Raw genomic sequence first — 18,627 nt, 5'->3', positions numbered from 1 at the left:
TGCCATCCATGTTGGCCTCCATCACCAACATAAATGGTGAATCACATCACACCTGATTTGGGAATACACTCGATTCCTTTTTCAGGAAAACCGCTCTAGAATATTGTCGGAAAACTAAATTAAATTTGGCCCAAAAGTATGTTGTTGTAAGCCTTCAAAAACCGCGCCGATTGCCACAAAAGGCGGCCAGGTTTGGCCTGGGCGGCAGCCCGCCGGGACAGAAAAGCGCACAGCCAACTTTGAGAAATTTTCCCTGCTCAAAACCGCAGTCAGCGCGCACTTGCCAGTCTTGTCATCATGATCAGGCCAGCTGCAGCCCAAGCCTGAGGCGCGCACGCATGGGTATAGGCAATGGGTGGTCTGGTGGGCGTTCGAGCAAAGCCAGCCACTAGTTCTGGCAGCGAATTACCGGGCATGTTCAGGGCGAGTGACACAAGCCCTTCTGCGACAAGCTGTACTTCGTCCTTAAAACCATATCGCGCGAGCCCAGCCCCAAAAAGGGCTGTGTCATGTGGCCAAACACTACCGTTATGATAGGACACTGGATTATAGCGCTTTTCGCCACTCCCAAGTGTGCGCAAGCCCCAGCCTGTCCAGCATTCGGGCTGAAACAGAGAGGCAACAAGGATGGGTGCAATGTCATCTGGGACAATGCCACACCACAAGAGATGGCCCGGATCGGACGAGTGCACACGCAAAGGCCGATCCCCAGCATCGAGTGCCATCGCATAGGTATTCAGTTCTGGTAGCCAGAAAAGTGCATGGAAATTGTCTCGAAGTCGCGCGGCTCGCTCTTTGCAGACGTTTGCGTTCTCGCTGTCCCCCGCCAAGGCAAACAGGTCTGACGCGGCGATAAACGCCGCATAAGCATATCCTTGAACCTCGGCGACAGCCAGTGGCGCAGAGGCCGGTGAGCCATCTGCGTGGTTCATGGAATCGTGCGAGTCTTTCCACGATTGCACGGTTAGCCCGGAGCCAGAAGGCTTGAACCTGATAAGGCCTTCAGACGTCTGGCAGTTGACGAGCCAGGCTAAAGCTTTCGACCAATTGCTGTGAAGTTCGACAGCAAGTCCAGCGTCGCCTGTTTCGCGGACATAGTGCCCGAGCGCCATGATGAACAAAGCGGTCGAATCAACAGATCCATAATAGCGACCGAACGGCACAGCACCCGTCCGGCTCAACTCGCCCCGCCTGATCTCGTGCAATATTTTGCCTGGTTCTTCCTCGCGAAACGGGTCGATCCGTGTTCCCTGATGGTGGGCGAGGAACCTTAGGATGGATTGGCTGATATCGGCGTTTTGCGGTCCTATCATCATGGAAGTGATGAGCGCGTCACGACCGAAGAAATTGACGAAGTTTGGCAAGCCAGCGGCTGGATATGGGCCAAATCGAGTTGGCAGTAGCAGCGTCCTCAAGTCCACGACGGCTTGGTCATAAGCCGTTTGCCAGTCCGGGCTTTGAAGAGCTAGGGCATTGCGGGCGAGAAAATCGGCTTTGTCAGGCAAAGAAGCCCGGTTTGCTGTGTCTTCAATTGGCAGGCCGCTATGCTGGATTTGTGCCCTTACATGGATTTCGCGGCTCTCGCCTGGCGCAAGTTTCAGGGTCCATATTTTTTCTTGCAAAGGCGGCTGAAAGGCAATTTCCAAGGTCGAAACCACGCCATCAGACGCTCGCCTCGTAAAGGTTCGGGTTGATGGCGTTTGCACGTCCACAATCGGGGTGGCGGCGTCCAGGGCCTTCTGCGCCCAGATCATGAACACGTCCCGAAAATCAGCTTCCAGATCAAGCCAGATCGTGAGGGTCTGGTCGTCCGCGCTGGTATTGGTGATGAGCAACTGGTCTATCACCCCATCGCCTAAGACCCGAAGCTGTCGTTCGATGCCTATGGTTTGAACCTTGTGGTTATTCACATGGGCAAGATATTGGAAGAGCTCGTCAGCACTGCCTTTAGAAGCGAGTTGCGAAACGGTGCCCAAGTTCCAGCGCCAAACTGATAGCCAGCGTGTATCGCGCTGGAAAATGCCAGACCCGGTTCCCCCAATCTCACCAGTCTCTTGGGCGACAACATAAGTATCACCTTCCTTCAGTTTGATCATCGATCAAGGGCCCCATAAAACGTATGCATGCATGTTGACATCTATAAATCCCGTGTCATGTTCTGAGTCAAGGGCGCTAACTTACCTGCAAGTGATGAAAGCTCGCATGAGCAAGGATGAGTGCCATGATTACACTGGGGAAAGCCATGACAGTTTCAAAGAAGTCCGCTTTGCGGCGCAAATGCTCACATGTATCCTTGCTGGTCGCGGCGGCTTTGTCGGGCGGTGCCGCGTTCGTAAGTCCAGCCTTGGCGCAATCCACAAGCGGCCAGAATTCTGCGGCAGAAGAAGCGGGTGAAGTCATTATCGTGACGGCCACTAAGCGCGGGCAAACTGTTTTGCAGGCCCCTCTGTCAGTTTCGGTGGTGACATCTCAGACGATCGAAGACAGCGGTGCCACCAACATGTCAGAACTTGCGACTTTGATTCCGAGTTTGGTGATTTCAAACAGCCAAGGCCCCGTTCAATCGAATGTTGGTATACGAGGCGTGACAACGGCAGGCGGTAGTGCGGCATTGGAGCCCAGCGTCGGCATTTATGTCGATGGGATTTTCACCGACCGCACCTCCATCGGGATCGGTGACTTCAATGATATTGCCGCCGTTGAGGTTCTCCGCGGGCCCCAATCGACCCAATTCGGCAATGCCTCGCCGGCAGGCATCGTCAATTACGTGACCAAACGCCCTGAAGCAGATTTTGGTGGCGAAGTGCGCGCAACATTGGGTGATTTCAACAAGCAGCAATTCGCCGCCAGCGTCACCGGGACGATTATCCCGAATGAAATGCTCGGCCGTATCAGCTTCTATTCCAACAAGCGTGATGGCTTTTTGAAGAACTTGGCCGGCAAGGATATGAATGATCAAAACAGCTATGGCGTGCGTGGCAAGTTGTTGGTTGCGCCGGAAGGACCGCTGCAGCTAACGATTTCGCTGGAATATTCAAAGACCGACATCAATTGCTGTCAGCCAGTTTGGGACAATGTTCCTGAATCCCTCTATACGCGCTTTGCGACCGGCTCTCAGCAATATCCGTTCAGCGGGACAGGGGCACCGCTTCCCCGCAATCAAGTTAAAGGTCAAGTGATTGCGGTCGATGGTGCCAGCACGTTCGAGCAAGACCTCGTAGCGGGTAGTTTTGATTTCAGATGGAAGTTTGGCGACGGGTTTGAACTGGCCTCAATCACGGCCGGCAGACAGGCCAATCAGACTTCTGCCTCCGACGTTGATTTCTCCTCGCTCAATCTGATCAACTTTCCAGCCGTCGGTCGTACAAATAGACATATCAGCCAGGAATTCCGCCTGACATCGCCGAAAGATAAGGCTCTGACTTATCTTTTGGGTGCCTACTTCTTCCAGAAGAATGTCGAGGAGACCAGCGCGTCGGTTATCAATCCACAATTGGCAGCTATCGGTGGCGGAGGCATCTTCGCGCAATTCTCGCCAAGCGCAAATTTGATCAGAAACCGAAATGCTGCCTTGTTTGGCGAAGCAACTTGGGAGGCTTCCGAGAAGCTCAGCTTCACTGGCGGGCTCCGCTACAATTACGACGACAAGAAGATTAGTGCATTTGCGGAACGGCTACGCCAAAACGGAACACCCTTGTCGCCCCGTCAAACGATTCCCGATAACAAGACCCAGCGCGATGGCGGTGAGTGGACAGGCAAACTTGTCGCTCAATATGATTGGTCGAACAATTGGAATACTTATGCCTCCTATACACGTGGCTATAAGGCGTTTGGGATCAATGATGACGCCAACTTGTTGCGCAACATCCCTGGGGCTGACTACTTCTTCGATTCCGAAAAAGTGGATAATTTCGAACTGGGGACAAAGGGATATATCGAGCCGATTCGCACCAGTTTGAGCCTTGTCCTTTTCAACATGGACTATTCAAACTTCCAATCGCTCGCCTCCTTTGTCGATACAAACAACCAACTTCGCTTCTTCCTGCAAAATGCGGCTAGTGTTGTGTCAAAGGGTGTGGAACTCGACTTTGTCTCGCGCCCAACAAAGCACCTGACCTTCTCCGGTGGGGTAACCTTCTTGGACGCCACTTTTGACTCTTACCCTAATGCGCAAGGGCCGTCGGGAAGGATCGACTTATCGGGCAAGCCCCTGTCCGATGCTCCGCAATGGTCCGCCAGTTTGGTCGGGCGCTATGAGCGGCCAATTGGCGAGAATCTAAAGTTCTATACCCAAGCCGACATGTTCTATCGGTCAGATGTCTATACCGAACTCACCTATAACCTGCTGCAAGTCCAAAAGGCGCATACCAAGTACAATGCCCGCATTGGTATTGGTCAAACGGGCAATGGCTGGGCACTTGAGGCTTGGGGCCGCAACCTGACCAATGAGATCACATTTGGTCGCGCAACTTCAGCGGCGATCCTAGGCCAATTGACTTCCGTGCTCCCGTTCGTGGGTGTGGCGTCGTACCCAACTGGAACTTCCACCCTTAAATTCACCAGCGAACCCCGCACCTATGGTGCGACCCTGATCTACCGCTTCTAAACGTGACCTCCCCGCGTGACTTTCCCCGCCGCAAACAGAACGATACTCCCTGGGGTGTCGGCATTGTTGGTGGCGGGGATATTTCTGGGCGTTATGCTAGCTGCATCAAGGCAAGTCCGCGTTTATCTTTGAGCGGGTTGAGCCGAAGCGACGGGGACACATCTGCACTTGTTATTGATCCAAGTACTGACATTATTCTGAATCTGACGCCACCGCTGGCGCACGAGGCAGTATCGCGGCTGGCGCTTCATGCGGGCAAGCATGTCTATTCTGAAAAGCCTTTGGCCCATGATCTCACCCAAGCACGATCTCTCATGAAACTTGCAGCGGAGCGCGGCCTTGTGCTTGCGTGCGCGCCAGCTACCTTTCTGGGTAACGCTCAACAAAGCGTAAGACAGCTTCTCGATGCCGAAGCTTTGGGGACAGTTATCGGAGCGCGTGGAATTCTGATGTATCCCGGCCCGGACAAATGGCACCACAATCCGGCCCCCTTATTTGGAACGGCGGCGGGTCCATTATTTGATATGGGTATCTATCATTTAGCCACTCTGGTTGCTCTATTTGGCCCGATCGAGTCTTTGACGGCATTGGGGAGTCAAAGCTGCAACAGCCGGATCGTAGTCAAGGGACCTAAAGCTGGTCAACGCTTTGGCGTCAGCGTGCCAACCCATGTTTGCACATTATTAAAATTCGTAGATGGCCAGATCGCAGACCTTGTTTTTAGCTTTGATGGGGTTGGCAGTGCCGCCCCTGCGCTTGAGATCTATGGAACGAACGGCTCACTGTCGTTGCCCCCACCCGGTTTGTTTAGTGGCAAGATCCAGCAAGCGCTGCGCTATGGCACTTGGTCGGAACTAGAAACCTCGTGTGAGGAATGGGACGACAGCCTCTGGATTGCCGGGCTTTATGCGTTGGTTGATCACTTGGAAGGCTATGATACGCCTTGGCCCAATGCAGAGTTCGCGTTGCATTGCCTCGAAGCCATGGTGAAGATTGAGGCCAGCACCAAGTTGGGCGAAACCTTGCATCTCGAAACATCCTGTCAGCGACCACAACCCCTGACGCAAGAGACCATCCGCCGATGGAAACATCCTGATCAGAGGGCCGAATGAAACAGGCGTGGCTAGACAAGGAAACAGGGATAGCGATCCTGTACGCGCTGCCATTTCTGGCCCATGCGATGGCGCTTACCCCCCTGATAACATTCATTCCAGGTTTCTATTCGGGGGAGCATGGGCTGCCTTTACAATTGGTTGGTGCCATCATCTTTGCTGCGCGTTTATTCGACATTGTTGTCGAACCGACCGTGGGGATACTCTCCGACCGTACACGTGGCCCTTTAGGCAGACGCAAGTCATGGATATTGGCAGGCCTTCCAGTCCTGATGCTGGGCTGCTGGATGGTCTTTGCGCCGCCGGTGAAGGTGGATGCTATTTATGCGGGCTTCTGGATAACAATCACCTTCGCCGCCTTCAATGTTTTAGATACGCCCTACAAAGCTTGGGGGGCAGAACTATCGCGGACATATATGGGCCGGGCACGGGTTGCGGGATGGCGGGAAGGCTTTGGCAGTCTGTCGGGATTGCTGGCGCTGATCCTGATTTTCATCATGCAGCAATCGGGATCTGAAGGCCTGTCAGAAACGATGTTTGCGATGGCTGTCGCCTTTGTCATTGGGATGCCGATCCTGTTTGCCATCACGCTGACCTTAGTGCCGGAACCCCCGATCGAAGACCTTCATATCCAGCCGCCAACACTGAAGGAAAGCTTCAAGGTGATTGGCGAGAACAAGCCCTTCCTGATGATCTTGGGCGGATTGGGCGTCTTGATGGCAGGCGGAATTATTGGCGCAACTCTGCACATCATCGTGATGGAGAAGTACTTCGATGCGCGAAAACTATTCCCAATCATTCTGGGCTCTGAAAGCATCGCTGGCATCGTCTCAATCCCGCTGTGGCTCTGGTTAGCTAAGCGCATTGGCAAGCATCGCGCCATGGCCATCGGCGTGATGTGGATGGCGGTTTGGAGCGCGCCAATCCCGTTATTGAAGCCTGATGACGACATACTCTATGCGGCCTGCATCATCATCCGAGGCTTTGGTGGCGGTGCTTTGGCAGTTCTCATCGGCGCTATGATTGCGGATGTGGTTGACATTGATACGCTCAAGACCGGCCAAGCCCGCAACGGGCTCTATTTTGCTATGGTCGGTATGCTGGGCAAAATCGGGATTGCGTTCGGCGCTCTGGTTGGGACAACCTTGCCAACATTGTTCGGCTTTCAAACTGCCAATGCCGTGAATAGTCCAGAGGCGCTGTTCGCGCTCTTGGTGACCTATGCTTGGGTGCCGATGGTCATTATGGGTCTGGCAGCCCCATTCTTCTGGTTCTACCCGCTGACAGAGCAAGAACAAATGCGTTTGCGCTTTGAGATTGAACGCAAGTTGCAAACAAAGGCGGAGGCATAATCGCCATGCCTGTAACAAAATCGCCCTCGATTCTGGCCTTTGGTGCCCATCCAGACGATGTCGAGATTTATTGCCTTGGCCTATTGCTACGCTTGAAATCGTTGGGCTGGCGTATTGGCTGGGTCGTGGCGACAGCCGGACAGGCGGGCCTTTCGCCGACCGGTGAACCCGATGAGCGCTTGGTTGAAATGAAGTTGGCGGGTGAAAGCGTTGGGATTATACCCTCTTGTCTCTCGCTGATGGATGGAGAATTGACCGACACGCCCTTGTCCCAAGCTGCTGTGCGGGCGGCGATTGCTTCATTTGCACCCGATCTCGTGATCACCCATCACCCAGATGACTACCATCCCGATCACCGAGCCTTGAGCCAACTCGTTCGACAGGCTTGCGGCCTGAAGTCAGCTTTAGTGTATGCAGATACGATGCTTGGTTTGGGCTGCTACCCTGACTTTTCAGTCGACATTAGCGAATGTGCGCCTGCCAAGCATCATGCCCTAAGCCTGCATACTTCACAAAGGCCCGACCTGTTTCTAGACGATCTTGCCATTTGGGAAAGGTTTCGCGCCATTCAGACGTTTCAAAAGCACGTCTCTCGGGCTGAAGCTTATTGCTTCCCCGATCCTTATCACAGGGGAAAAGTTCAACGGCTTCTTGACGCGGTGATCATCCGATGACCAATTTTAGCCTGTCCTTTTCCATTTTCAAAAGCCGGTTTTCGCTTTGTGCAAAATTAAACTAAGTGACTCACAAGACAGAGCAAGGGCGGGTTGGATCGCCCAAATTCCTCGCAAAGGAACAAGACTTTATGCCCAACACTAAAGCAAGCGATTTGACCTCGGTCCCTCGTATGGAGCCAGGCTTGTCAAAATCAGAGCAGACCCGCCGGACGCGGGCGCTGATTATCGAGACAGGTATTCGCTGCCTAGCGGCATATGGATTCACCCAAACCAGCATGCACCTCATCTCCAAAGAGGCCGGCATTTCGCGTGGGCCGATGAACTATCACTTCGCCGACAAAAATGACCTGATGGGGGCCATTGCGGAGGCCTTACCATTGGGAGCTGGTCAAGATGTGCTCGCAAGGCTGCGCGCTGTCACGGGTGTTGAAGCAAGGCTTGCTGCAATTATAGATCTGGCCATCGAGCAACATCGGGGCATGCACCATTTCGCAGCAATTGAACTATTGGTCGCGGCACGGCAAGACCCTGCATTGGCGCAAGCGATCCGCCCACATTTTGAAGTGGCGGAAAACCAGCTTGATTTCTGGTTTTGTGACTATATGGCCGAGTTGAGCTGGGCAAATGAAACCTTGATTTCGTTTCGCACGGTGATGGTTGCCGCCCTTCGCGGACTTGCCCTTGATCACGTGTTGCAGGCAGACAGCGATGCCCACAAGGCTGCACTTTTGATGTTTCGGCGAATTTTTTTGGGCCACATCATGGAAACCTCAAGTCAGCATGACTAAACGTATCCTCGCCTATGGGGACTCCAACACATGGGGCTTGCTATCGGCGGGTGCAGCGGTGCCACAGCTTAAACGATTGCGTTTTGAGGATCGTTGGACAGGCGTCGCACAGGCGCAACTGGGGGACGACTTTGTATTTCTGGAAGATGCGCTGCCCGGTCGCACACTTGATTTGGATCGATCGGATATGGCGGGATCAGGCTTTTTAGCGCCTAGCAGTTGGAATGGCCTCAAGGAAATTCCTCTCGCTTTAATCCGAAATGTCCCGGTTGACCTCGTGGTCGTTGCTCTTGGAACCAATGACATACTTCAGGATCCGGAGTTGGAGATCGACACTTATTTGGATCGAGTTAACTCCATGGTCAAACGGATCCGCTCCTTTCAATTGCCTCTGCCTCTCAAAGGAATGCCGCAGTCACCGGCCATTCTCGTGATGGCACCGCCCGGCTTCGGTGGAGCTGGAGAATCGCCAGCAACGGAGCGAGCGGAAGCCAAGCGCGTGAAGCTTCTGCCAGAACTGATCAAACATGCTAGTGACCAGTCCTATCATCTGGTCAATGCTGCTCAAGCAGTGCCAACCCTTGCTGGAGATGGTGTGCATTTGGATCGACAAGCGCACCAACGCCTTGGCCTACACATGGCTGGTGCTATTAAAGCAATCTACTCAACCACAGGACATGCAGAATGAACCGCTTATTGAACGTATCAAGGCGAAAGAGCATGATTTTGTTGGGGGCTGCCCTTACCTCAACCACAGCCCAGGCAGCCAATGTTCAAAAGAAACGTGTCTTGGCGTTTGGGGCATCGAACACTTGGGGCTTTCAGCCTGTAGACCCCAAAGAACGGGTTCTGCGTCGCCTGCCGTTTTCACAGCGTTGGACAGGCGTCGCACAACGCGCCCTAGGCCGGGGCTACGAGATAGTTGAAGATGCCCTGTCTGGCAGAACCGCTGGCATAGATCGCCAAAATGCTGCTGGTTCGCAGTTGCCTGGCTCTGCCTACAACGGCCTCACGGAACTGCCTGAGGCTTTGGCCCGAAATGTTCCCCTTGATCTCGTCGTGCTTCAACTTGGCACCAATGATCTGATGTCAGACTCGAATTTATCGGCCGAGGCTTTGTGCCAAAGGCTCATTACCTTGTGCAGCGTCATTAACAGATTTACCCTTCCAATTCCGCTGGAGGGACAAGGTAAACCGATCAAGGCCATGCTGATGGCCCCAACCGCGATTGGCCCGATGCCCAATAACCCAAACTGGGAACGCGCTGAGACCACACGAAAGCGAGCGCTTCCATTGCTGAAAGCTGCAGGCCTTGAACACGGCTTCTCCGTCTTTGATGGAGCGCAGGCTGTGCCCGCTCCCGGTCCTGATGGCCTCCACTTTGGACCAGATGGCCATCAGCGTCTGGGACTTATAGCGTCAGCGGCAATACGAGAAGCACTTCGATAGCGGCTTCTTTCAGAGGTCCACAATCAATAAGCGGAAATTTGCTAACTTGAACTTGGCTGACGGAAATAGAAGCGAATTCACGGCGCGCTCAACGTCCGCTTTCCCGATCCACTCCCCCAACGCAGACCATCTCCCTTCGGTCAGCTTCAGTCAAAATATGACAATCCAATTCTGTTCTGCCTACAATTTAAAGGCCATTGCGAAGCCGGCATAATGTGGCGTAGGACATCAAGCAGAATTGAAATCGAATAGTCTGGCCGGGATGCCCAAACAATGTCCTTTATTTGTTATGCGTTATCCGTCTGTCACCGTGATTACACTCGCCACAGTGGGCGCGACATTGGCAGGATCTGCCATTAATTCGCGCTTCTTTGAGTTTCCGACGGTGTTCGGCACCATGCTGGTGATCGGACTTGGCATGTTATGTTTTGCTGGGATCTTGTTCTACAGGAAGAAGGATCCCCCAAAGGACTAGTCACGCAAATCAGTTTCGCTCAAACGACGGCAGCAAAGTCGCGGTCCCCAGCATTGACCCATTTGGCCGACTGAGAACCGCGACATGTGCATTCGCTGACAGGAAAGGACGCTCTTGTCCTTAAGCGGTCGCGTCCGTCACCTTTCTCGTCTTCCACAAGGAGAAGAGGACGCCGCCTGCGATCAGTCCGATTGTAATCCCAAGCGACCATTCAGCTGGGAATTTCCCACCGGGGAAGAGGTCGCCCATAAAGATTTTGGAGCCGATGAAGACCAGCGTCAGGGCCAAGGCGTACTTCAAATATTTGAAGCGGTGCACCATTGCTGCCAGCGCAAAGAACAAGGCGCGCAAGCCCAAAATCGCAAAGATGTTAGACGTGTAAACAATGTAGGCGTCTGATGTGATCGCAAAAATCGCTGGTACACTATCAATCGCAAACACCAAGTCGACAATCTCGACAAACATCAAAGCCAGCAAAAGCGGCGTTGCAAAATAGCGCAGCTTTCCAGTCTTCGGATCAGGCAATTGCACGCGAAACTTATTGCCATGCAATTCGGGCGTGACGTTCATGCGCTTTTTCAGCCAAAGCAGGATCTTATTGTCGGCCATGTCGGGCTCTTTATCGCCCTTCATGAACATCATGATGCCTGTGCCGATTAGGAAGACGGCAAAAACATAGAGTACCCAAGAGAACTGGCTGACCAGCGCCGCACCAACGCCAATCATGATGGCGCGCAAGACGATCACACCGATGATGCCCCAGAACAGGACCCGGTGCTGATATTTACGGGGAATGGCCAAATAGGTGAAGACCATGGAAATGACGAAGACATTGTCCATGGCAAGCGTCTTCTCAACGGCAAATCCTGTTAGATAGAGCTGCAAGGCCGTCCACGCGCGCTCTTCCCCGGTTACCGCAAGAAGTTGAGGGTCGATAGAGGCTGTTGGCGAGGCATTATTATACAGCATCCAGATGACGCCCGAAAAGCCAAGACCAATTGCGATATAAAACCCGCTCATCTTGAGGGATTCAGCGACCCCAATTTCATGATCTTGCTTGTTTACGACCCCGAGGTCGAAAGCGAGAAGTGCGATAACCGCGCCAATAAAGGCATACCATATCCAAGCGGCTTTCCCGAGAAACTCGGCAAAAAGAATGGTCTCAAGCATTAGAATTACTCCGGCCAGAACTCTTGTGTGACAAATTCAGTCGACATCACCGCGCGGGATTAGTCCAGCGCAGTCAGAGGGGCCCGACGTTAAGGCGCAAGTGGAGAAGAGTGGGTGTGAGTTCAAGGGGCTTGATACTCAGATGACGAGCATGTGATGCGGATGTGAGCTGGCTTTTCTGCGAACCCGAGAAAAGGACCGCGCAGCACAAGCTGCGCACCCTGTGGTGCGCGGTCCTCTCCCGATACCCACCCTCACCGCGGGGCCAAATCATCCTTCAGCGCGCGGTCCAAGAGTTCCATATCCAGATCGACCGAGGCCAAATCTGGCTCCACCACCGCGCGTTCAAAGCTGGCGAAGGCCTCTTGTAGGCGGCCCAATGTATGGTCGATTTCCTGCAAGCGGGCTTGGCCGGCATGGGCCTCTAGCTTTAGGCGGTCCGACACCAGATCGGCGGTGGCGGGCAGATAATAGGTGAAGAAGCGTAAGATTGGGGTTAGCTTTTCTGGATGGCTCGCCACCGTGTCCAAAATGGTCAAGGCGTGGCGCGCTAATGCGTCGAGCACATGGCCGACGTTGAGTGGCACAATTGGGATAGCCGCGCGCAGAACCATAATATGCTGATGGGCCTCAACCAAAAGCGCGTGGCGGGGATCGTTATCTTCTGGATCAAGCACGGGCGGACTGGGCATGTCAGCTATAGCTTTACCTTGAAACAAGCGCGGCAAGCCCACCGTCAGAAAGCCATAAAGCGATAGCGCGACCAGCCCCGCTACGATTGGTCCAGAGCGGAACTCCACCAGTAAAGCGCCGCCAAGCGCTAAAGAGACGGCCAAAGAGCCCAAAATGACCCACCACGAGGTTCCAGCCCCGCCACGGCGCGGCTTGTCCGACCGAGTTGGCGGCTTTGGCATCGCTTAGCCCTTTGTCTTGTGCGCGAATTCGTCGTCCAGAGACTGGTCGAGCAGGCGCATATCGATCTCTAGACTGCGGGCATCATGGCCCCGCAGGCGGCTGGCGAAATCGGTATAGGCAAGGTCAAGCTTGCCAATCATCGTATCAATTTCAGCCAAACGTGCGGGTTCCGCACCACCTGCAACTGCCCCGCGTGCGCCCAATAGGTCGGCGGTAGCGGGCAGATAATAGGTGAACAGGCGCTGGACATCAGACAATTTAGACGGATCTTGCCGCAAGCCCATCTCTACTTCCTTGACGCGCGCGACCATATTGCGCAAGCGCGCGCCAAGTTCACCTTCGGCGACGCTAGCAGCAGCCTCTAGCCGCACCAGTGCGGGCGCAGCTTCAGCAATGACGGCTTGATGGAGCTTGGGCGGGGCTTCTGGCTCGGGCAAGGCCTCACCATTCGCACGCGCACGGGCAGCAGCCTCGGATTCGCCACCCTGCCGACGACGACGACCATCTTCATCATCGTCTTCGTCAAAATAGTCATCGTCACGGCTATCGTAACCCCATAGGTCATCCACGGTGTCGCGCTTGCCACCAAAGAAGCCAAGCGACCCGCCAGCGGCAAAAAACAAACCGATACCGACCCAAGGATTAAAGCTGCACATGGCCCAAATGACGAACCAGAATGCAAGCACACCAAAGGATTGCGGCGAGCGAATCCGAACGGCGAACTCTTCTTTCATCCAATCTTTCGAGCGGCGACGGGACATGAATTAGGTCACGCGCCCTTGCACCAAAGCTTGTCGCAATTCTTGAGTCATCTCGTCCATCCGCTTTTCGACCATAGCCCGCTTCTGACGGCCTTCCTCTTGCGTCGAAAGGACACCGGAAATCGTGTCGATCAAATCTCGATTGGCTTGTTCCAAGGTTTCAAGATCGACGATCCCGCGCTGAGACTGCTCTTCAATCGCGATGGCTTGCTCTTTCATCATAGATGATGTTTGGCGCAGCATCTCATTGGTGGCGTCCGTAACAGCCTTTTGCATCGCCAAAGCGTCTTCTTGACGGCGCAGGCCCAAGAGCAGCACCATTTTTTGCTTCCACAAGGGGATGGTCAGGCGGGTTGAAGCCTGCAAGCTCTCGACCAAGGTCTCATCACCCGCTTGCACGATCCGGATTTGCGGCAATTGTTGGATGCCGATTTGACGGGCTTGCTTCAGATAGAAGATGCGCTTTTCCAAGCGCTCCATCGCTTGCTGGGCGTCACGGTAGGCTTGCGCCTCAATCATGCCGTCACCGGTGAGCAGGGCTTCATCGGCAATGGTCTTCAACTCTGGCAGTCGGGTTGCTTTGATCTCTGCCGCAAAGGCTTCGCCAGCTTCGACATAGGCGCTGAGTTGCGCAATCGATGCCGCGGTTTGCTCATGCAAATCGTCCATGACGGCAATGTCGCGCCGCAAGCCGTCTTTGCGCTTTTCCAACTGAATGCCGATGGCATCAATCTGGCTGGCAACATCTTCAAACTTGCCTTTGAATTTTTCGATTTCAGCTTTGGCACCACCAAACAATTTGCCGAAGAAGCCCTTCTTCTGCATGGCGGCAGGATCAAGGCCTTTGGCTTTGGCGATGATACTGGTCAACAAAACACCCGTGTCGCCAAGCTCGCGATTTTGCGTTTGGGCGAGGATCCGATCCGCATAGGCAACCACGTTGCGCTGCGCATTATCGCCAAAGGTGGCGATTGAAGCCCGGTCATCCAAGGATAATTGGCCGCGAATGCGGGTTAGGTCTTTGGACTCAACCTTGATCTCAGGCAGCACGGCTTCTGCCGACACCGTATCGACTACGGTTGTTTTGGTGGCATTTGCATCATCACTCATTGGCCTAAAGCCTCCCCATCAACCTTGGTCTGCACAATTCGCCCATCGGGTTGAGACCCGCTTATTTAAGAGCATTGCCTTGCTTTCGCACTAGGCAAGTGGAATTTTTGCAGTTCTTCGCACGCCGTGACGTAAGTTTGTACGAAATTGCTTTAGATGCGGTGAAGGTGGAGCGGCTGACTGAGACCTTCAACGACCCGTCCATCCAGGCCCAGTAACGTGCGTTTGCGATCACTTTGCCGCTTTAGACCCCAGTCAAAAAAGATCGAAGCAGCGGCGACAGCTGCAGCCAGCGGCCTTGGCTCTGGGGCTGGCCGTGGGCCCGTCTTTCGGTTTGCGCTTGGGTTTCCGATCAACCCACCAAAATTGGTCGATCGCATCGGTAAATTGAGTGCAATCAAGCCACAGCCCGGCAAGGCCGTAGGCAAGGCCCCTTGTTGGCCTGCTAAAAGCGCTAATGCCCCGCCATCTGGCACCGCATTGACGATACGGGCATTATTCTCCAGCGGACTTGGCGAGAGTACAAAGGCCGCCACAACGCGGCCATCGCGCGCGGCTGCACCGTCAGAATTACTCGACCCCCAACCAGCGAGGCTAAGCGCCATCCAAGCCCCTTCCCCATGTCCTGCCACGCCAACGCGGGTCGCATCCACACGATTGGCCCTTGCCCCTAAGACTTGCGCAGCCTCGGAAGCCATGTCGATGAGAAAGCGCGCTTCAGCCGGGCTCGGGCGGCGCATTTCTGGCGCATTGGCGACCAAAGTTGCCCCATCCCCGGCTTTAAGGCTTATGGCGCGGGGATCGTCCAAGGCGATGACGAAATAGCCACTGGCCGCGAGCGCACCGATCAACGGATCATACATCGCACCTTTACAGCCCGCATCGGGACAGAAGATGATCAGCGGCATGCGGTCAAAAACTGTCACCGGATAGGCGATGCGGGCCTGACACACATTGCCGTCCGGTGCGCGGATCGAAAAATCACGGGTGCGGGCGGCCACGACACCGGTTGACGCTTCATAGACGACTTCAAAGCTGTCCCGTCCACGATTAAGCCAAGTCATCGGATTAAAGCCGCGCTCGCCATCCGCCGGCTTGCCCCTCGACTGGGCAAATGCAGAGCTTGCGCCGAGACCGGATAGGCCCGCGGCACAGACGCCAGACCAAATCATTTCGCGGCGCAATAGGCCACAGGACCCCTGCGTGCCCGCTTTTTTGCCTGCTTCCATGGTTTCAACAGTGTTCAAAGTCTCATCGTCCATCATGGATCACAATCTGCCCTTAGTAGATGTAACAACATTGGCTCGCTTTGTTTCCACAAACCATTTCGACATGACACGCAACCATAGTGTGGCCACTCTGGCTAAGAGGTCAATTGCCATCTAGCCAAACGTGTGATTTTGCGCTCAATTAGCTGTGAACAAGATGAGAGGACATCCCACCTAATTCACAATTGTCCACTGATTAAGGTTAAAGCATGACAAGTCGTCCAGTCATGCTAAGTCCCACCTGTAAGGCACAAAAACCAGCCGCGTCAGGTCCCTCCCCCGCCACAGTCTGTGGCGCACAAACGCAAAGATGCTTAAGCCATGACCACCGTAAAAAACGCCATCCGTTACAGTTTATCGTTTGCCATTATGGCGCTTGTTTCCAGCCCCGCCTCCGCCCAATCCCTGCCAGAAGCTGTCACCTTGGCGCTGCAAACCAATCCCGGCCTTGAAAGCCAGCGCGCCAATCTGCGTGCCCTTGGTCAGCGGCGGGTGCAAGCTGTCGCGCAACGACGAATGCAAATCGGTGGCGAAGCCACCTATGGCCAGCAAGAATCCTGGACCCGCTCTATCAGTTCGACAGGTGTGATCTCCAGCCGCCTCGCTACGGAAACGACCCCCACAACCTATGGCCTTACTGCCTCACAACCGGTTTGGTTGGCTGGTCGGGTCAAGGCAGCCATGAGCTTAGCCGAAGCCCAGATTGCCCAAGCCGATGCGCGTTTGGCAGGTAGTGAATTGGCCGTGATGCGCGACGTTGTCATCGCCTATGCCGCACTGCGTCGCGATTTGCGCACGGTGGAAATCCGTCGTCAGAATCTGGCCACCTTAAATCGCCAGCTAGAAGCTGTGCGCGTGCGCTTTGATGTTGGTGACGTGACCAAGACCGATGTCGCCCAAGTCGAAGCGCGCCAAGCGGCGAGCACGACGGCGCTTGCCGCTGCTGAAGCAGCCGTAGATGCCAGTCGATCCGCGATTGAGCGGTTGATTGGGCAAACGCCGACGGAACTAACGCCAGAGATTAAAGAGGTTGCTGGCCCTGCCAACCTTGACCAAGCACTCGTGCTGGCACGCGCGAATAATCCAGATCTCGCCGCCATTCGTCTGGGCGAAACAATCGCTCTAGCCGGTGCCAAAGTTATTGAGGCGGAGAACCGGCCTAAAATCACCATTCAGGCCAGCCAAGCTTGGGCCGTCGATTCAAGCTTTGACGGCAACCGCAGCGGCAATACGGCTGTCACAGCGCGCCTGTCGGTGCCCATCTTCACAGGTGGCCTCGCCAGCTCTCGCATTACAGAGGCTTTGGGCAATGCCAATGCAGCCCGCTTTACCGCAGTAGATGGCGAACGCCAGATTTCGGAACGAACCACCAATGCTTGGCACCAAGCCCGCGTAGCACGGGTGGCGGTGAACGCTTCTGCAGAACAAGTCAAAGCCGCCCAAATTGCTTTCGAGGGGGCAGAGCTTGAGCAGTCGGTTGGTCTTCGGACGACGCTTGATGTGCTGATTCAACAGCAAGAATTATTGGAGGCCCAATTGGCCCAAGCCCGTGCGGTGCACGACTTGCAAGCAGCCACCATCGCATTGTCCGCCATCACCGGGATTTTAAAGCCCTCGGACCTAGAGGCTACTAGCGCGAGCGTTAAAAAGACAGGGCTTCCTTGGCTAACACCGCCTGAAGTGCCTTTGGCAGCGGTCGAAACGGCTTTGAGTATTGTCCCTCTTCCCAGCCAAGTGTCGGTGAAGGCTGCCGAACGCGCGGGTGGACGGCCCAAGCCTGAAGCCAAGCGATAAGGCCTGCAGCCGGGCAAATTAGGACTTCTCTTTTTGCGGAAAACAGGTCAGAGGTGTTCGGATGCTCCATTCGATCTACTCAGAACCTCAGCTTGATACTACCCTCAGTCCGGCTGAAGATGCACTTAGCTTGCTGCACGCAACTGCCTGCACGATTGATGAAGGCGGCGGGTTGTCTTGGGTTGACCCTGTCAAGGCCGCAGTATTTTTACAAGTAGATCGACCGCCGGCCTATTTCGATGAGTTAGATTTGGCTGTCGAGGGTGCAGCGTTCCAAGCTCTGCGTCGTGGTCATCCAGTGACAATCCGGCGGCCAAGAAATCTGGAAGTGATCGCCAATGTTGCCCACCAGATCATTGTCTTCCGCGAAATTATGGCACTTGCTCCAGAATATGTGCCTCCATTCCCCCGAGCTGCGAATGATCCCGAAGCCATGATGCTAAAGTCCGCTTTAGCAGACAACCGCATGTGCTTGTTTCGTCAGCCCATCATCTCGTCAGCCGACAATCAAATTGTGCGCTGGGAATGTTTGTCCCGCCTGATCCAGGTCGATGGACGCATTATCGCCCCGATCGACTTCATCCCGGCAGCCGAGCGTGCCGGACTTGTCGGGGAATTGGATCTTGAGACGCTGAACCTCGCTCTGAGCGCTTTGACACGCGAAGACACGATCAAGCTCGCGATTAATGTCTCAGCCGGGACAATTGCGGATTCTTCTGCCTGTCGGGATTATCTTGATATTCTGAATCATAATCGGGCAATTTCCGACCGTCTAACGATCGAGATTACCGAGTCCATCGCGATCCATGATTTGGACGCCGCTGCGAGATTTGGACAATCTATCCGCTCTGCGGGTTCTCGCTTGGCCTTGGATGACTTTGGTGAAGGGCATACCTCTTTCCGCTCGATCCGCGCCCTACCCCTTGATGAGATCAAGATCGACGGTGCCTATGTGCAGAACATTGAATCGCGGGAAGATAGTCGCGCTTTCGTGGTTGCGATTGACCAACTTGCCCGGGGCCTTGGTATGGAAACAGTGGCAGAGCGGGTGGAAACAGCCGAAGAGGCTGAAGCCCTGCGTGAGATTGGCGTGATCGGCCAGCAGGGTTATTTTTACGGCAGACCCCGCTCTTCTGGAAAATGATATCCC

General features: G+C 54.5%; 16 protein-coding genes. 9 read left to right on the top strand and 7 right to left on the bottom strand.

Features of this window, described 5'->3' with window-relative positions; translation table 11 throughout:
* Positions 1–269 precede the first annotated feature (269 nt).
* A complete protein-coding gene (locus ACIQ20_RS09270) occupies positions 270–2,096 on the bottom strand; it encodes a glycogen debranching N-terminal domain-containing protein (protein ID WP_395779616.1) in 1,827 nt (608 codons plus the stop codon).
* 125 nt (positions 2,097–2,221) lie between these two features.
* Between ACIQ20_RS09270 and ACIQ20_RS09265 the strand changes: the two genes are divergently transcribed.
* The 7 genes from ACIQ20_RS09265 to ACIQ20_RS09235 all read left to right on the top strand — a co-directional run bounded on the left by ACIQ20_RS09265 (position 2,222) and on the right by ACIQ20_RS09235 (position 9,984).
* Positions 2,222–4,606 carry a TonB-dependent receptor gene (locus tag ACIQ20_RS09265; protein WP_395779614.1) on the top strand — a complete coding sequence of 795 codons (2,385 nt, stop codon included), beginning with the start codon at positions 2,222–2,224 and terminating at the stop codon, positions 4,604–4,606.
* 137 nt (positions 4,607–4,743) lie between these two features.
* On the top strand, positions 4,744–5,718 hold the full coding sequence (locus ACIQ20_RS09260; protein WP_395779612.1) for a Gfo/Idh/MocA family protein: 975 nt from the start codon (positions 4,744–4,746) through the stop codon (positions 5,716–5,718).
* Positions 5,715–7,070, top strand: a complete 1,356-nt coding sequence (locus ACIQ20_RS09255) for an MFS transporter (RefSeq protein ID WP_395779610.1) — start codon at positions 5,715–5,717, stop codon at positions 7,068–7,070. The genes ACIQ20_RS09260 and ACIQ20_RS09255 overlap by 4 nt, the downstream gene beginning before the upstream one ends.
* A gap of 5 nt (positions 7,071–7,075) precedes the next feature.
* Positions 7,076–7,744 (top strand): PIG-L deacetylase family protein, encoded by a 669-nt coding sequence (locus ACIQ20_RS09250; RefSeq protein WP_395779608.1) that lies wholly within the window; start codon positions 7,076–7,078, stop codon positions 7,742–7,744.
* Positions 7,745–7,875: 131 nt separating this feature from the next.
* A complete protein-coding gene (locus ACIQ20_RS09245; RefSeq protein WP_395779606.1) occupies positions 7,876–8,535 on the top strand; it encodes a TetR/AcrR family transcriptional regulator in 660 nt (219 codons plus the stop codon).
* A complete protein-coding gene (locus ACIQ20_RS09240; protein ID WP_395779604.1) occupies positions 8,528–9,223 on the top strand; it encodes a GDSL-type esterase/lipase family protein in 696 nt (231 codons plus the stop codon). The genes ACIQ20_RS09245 and ACIQ20_RS09240 overlap by 8 nt, the downstream gene beginning before the upstream one ends.
* Positions 9,224–9,255: 32 nt before the next feature.
* The gene (locus ACIQ20_RS09235) at positions 9,256–9,984 is read left to right on the top strand and encodes a GDSL-type esterase/lipase family protein (protein ID WP_395779602.1); all 729 of its coding nucleotides are present in this window, start codon (positions 9,256–9,258) and stop codon (positions 9,982–9,984) included.
* A gap of 294 nt (positions 9,985–10,278) precedes the next feature.
* Here the strand turns inward: ACIQ20_RS09235 and ACIQ20_RS09230 are convergent, their stop codons facing one another.
* The 6 genes from ACIQ20_RS09230 to ACIQ20_RS09205 form a co-directional block, all read right to left on the bottom strand.
* Positions 10,279–10,404, bottom strand: a complete 126-nt coding sequence (locus tag ACIQ20_RS09230) for a hypothetical protein (RefSeq protein WP_395779600.1) — start codon at positions 10,402–10,404, stop codon at positions 10,279–10,281.
* 175 nt (positions 10,405–10,579) lie between these two features.
* Complete coding sequence (locus ACIQ20_RS09225) at positions 10,580–11,629, bottom strand: TerC family protein (protein WP_395779598.1); 1,050 nt, start codon at positions 11,627–11,629, stop codon at positions 10,580–10,582.
* A 254-nt stretch (positions 11,630–11,883) separates the two neighbouring features.
* The gene (locus tag ACIQ20_RS09220; protein ID WP_395779596.1) at positions 11,884–12,543 is read right to left on the bottom strand and encodes a 5-bromo-4-chloroindolyl phosphate hydrolysis family protein; all 660 of its coding nucleotides are present in this window, start codon (positions 12,541–12,543) and stop codon (positions 11,884–11,886) included.
* Positions 12,544–12,546: 3 nt separating this feature from the next.
* On the bottom strand, positions 12,547–13,305 hold the full coding sequence (locus ACIQ20_RS09215) for a hypothetical protein (protein ID WP_395779594.1): 759 nt from the start codon (positions 13,303–13,305) through the stop codon (positions 12,547–12,549).
* Between the two features lie 3 nt (positions 13,306–13,308).
* Complete coding sequence (locus tag ACIQ20_RS09210; RefSeq protein WP_395779592.1) at positions 13,309–14,415, bottom strand: toxic anion resistance protein; 1,107 nt, start codon at positions 14,413–14,415, stop codon at positions 13,309–13,311.
* 152 nt (positions 14,416–14,567) lie between these two features.
* Positions 14,568–15,680, bottom strand: coding sequence for a hypothetical protein (locus tag ACIQ20_RS09205; RefSeq protein ID WP_395779590.1), 1,113 nt, complete (start codon positions 15,678–15,680; stop codon positions 14,568–14,570).
* 324 nt (positions 15,681–16,004) lie between these two features.
* On the opposite strand from ACIQ20_RS09205, the gene ACIQ20_RS09200 reads away from it, so the two are divergent.
* Positions 16,005–17,477 (top strand): TolC family outer membrane protein, encoded by a 1,473-nt coding sequence (locus tag ACIQ20_RS09200; RefSeq protein WP_395779588.1) that lies wholly within the window; start codon positions 16,005–16,007, stop codon positions 17,475–17,477.
* A 61-nt stretch (positions 17,478–17,538) separates the two neighbouring features.
* Positions 17,539–18,621, top strand: a complete 1,083-nt coding sequence (locus ACIQ20_RS09195) for an EAL domain-containing protein (protein ID WP_395779586.1) — start codon at positions 17,539–17,541, stop codon at positions 18,619–18,621.
* The last annotated feature ends 6 nt before the right edge of the window (positions 18,622–18,627 follow it).

It is taken from the genome of Aquidulcibacter sp. (assembly GCF_044346625.1).
Taxonomy (GTDB): domain Bacteria; phylum Pseudomonadota; class Alphaproteobacteria; order Caulobacterales; family Aquidulcibacteraceae; genus Aquidulcibacter.
This window is presented reverse-complemented; position numbering and strand designations above follow the sequence as displayed.

Coding starts and splice junctions, on each gene's coding strand:
- ACIQ20_RS09270 (WP_395779616.1), bottom strand. CDS start 2,096: ATGATCAAACTGAAGGAAGGTGATACTTATGTTGTCGCCCAAGAGACT.
- ACIQ20_RS09265 (WP_395779614.1), top strand. CDS start 2,222: ATGATTACACTGGGGAAAGCCATGACAGTTTCAAAGAAGTCCGCTTTG.
- ACIQ20_RS09255 (WP_395779610.1), top strand. CDS start 5,715: ATGAAACAGGCGTGGCTAGACAAGGAAACAGGGATAGCGATCCTGTAC.
- ACIQ20_RS09250 (WP_395779608.1), top strand. CDS start 7,076: ATGCCTGTAACAAAATCGCCCTCGATTCTGGCCTTTGGTGCCCATCCA.
- ACIQ20_RS09245 (WP_395779606.1), top strand. CDS start 7,876: ATGCCCAACACTAAAGCAAGCGATTTGACCTCGGTCCCTCGTATGGAG.
- ACIQ20_RS09240 (WP_395779604.1), top strand. CDS start 8,528: ATGACTAAACGTATCCTCGCCTATGGGGACTCCAACACATGGGGCTTG.
- ACIQ20_RS09235 (WP_395779602.1), top strand. CDS start 9,256: ATGATTTTGTTGGGGGCTGCCCTTACCTCAACCACAGCCCAGGCAGCC.
- ACIQ20_RS09230 (WP_395779600.1), bottom strand. CDS start 10,404: ATGCCAAGTCCGATCACCAGCATGGTGCCGAACACCGTCGGAAACTCA.
- ACIQ20_RS09225 (WP_395779598.1), bottom strand. CDS start 11,629: ATGCTTGAGACCATTCTTTTTGCCGAGTTTCTCGGGAAAGCCGCTTGG.
- ACIQ20_RS09220 (WP_395779596.1), bottom strand. CDS start 12,543: ATGCCAAAGCCGCCAACTCGGTCGGACAAGCCGCGCCGTGGCGGGGCT.
- ACIQ20_RS09215 (WP_395779594.1), bottom strand. CDS start 13,305: ATGTCCCGTCGCCGCTCGAAAGATTGGATGAAAGAAGAGTTCGCCGTT.
- ACIQ20_RS09210 (WP_395779592.1), bottom strand. CDS start 14,415: ATGAGTGATGATGCAAATGCCACCAAAACAACCGTAGTCGATACGGTG.
- ACIQ20_RS09205 (WP_395779590.1), bottom strand. CDS start 15,680: ATGATGGACGATGAGACTTTGAACACTGTTGAAACCATGGAAGCAGGC.
- ACIQ20_RS09200 (WP_395779588.1), top strand. CDS start 16,005: ATGACCACCGTAAAAAACGCCATCCGTTACAGTTTATCGTTTGCCATT.
- ACIQ20_RS09195 (WP_395779586.1), top strand. CDS start 17,539: ATGCTCCATTCGATCTACTCAGAACCTCAGCTTGATACTACCCTCAGT.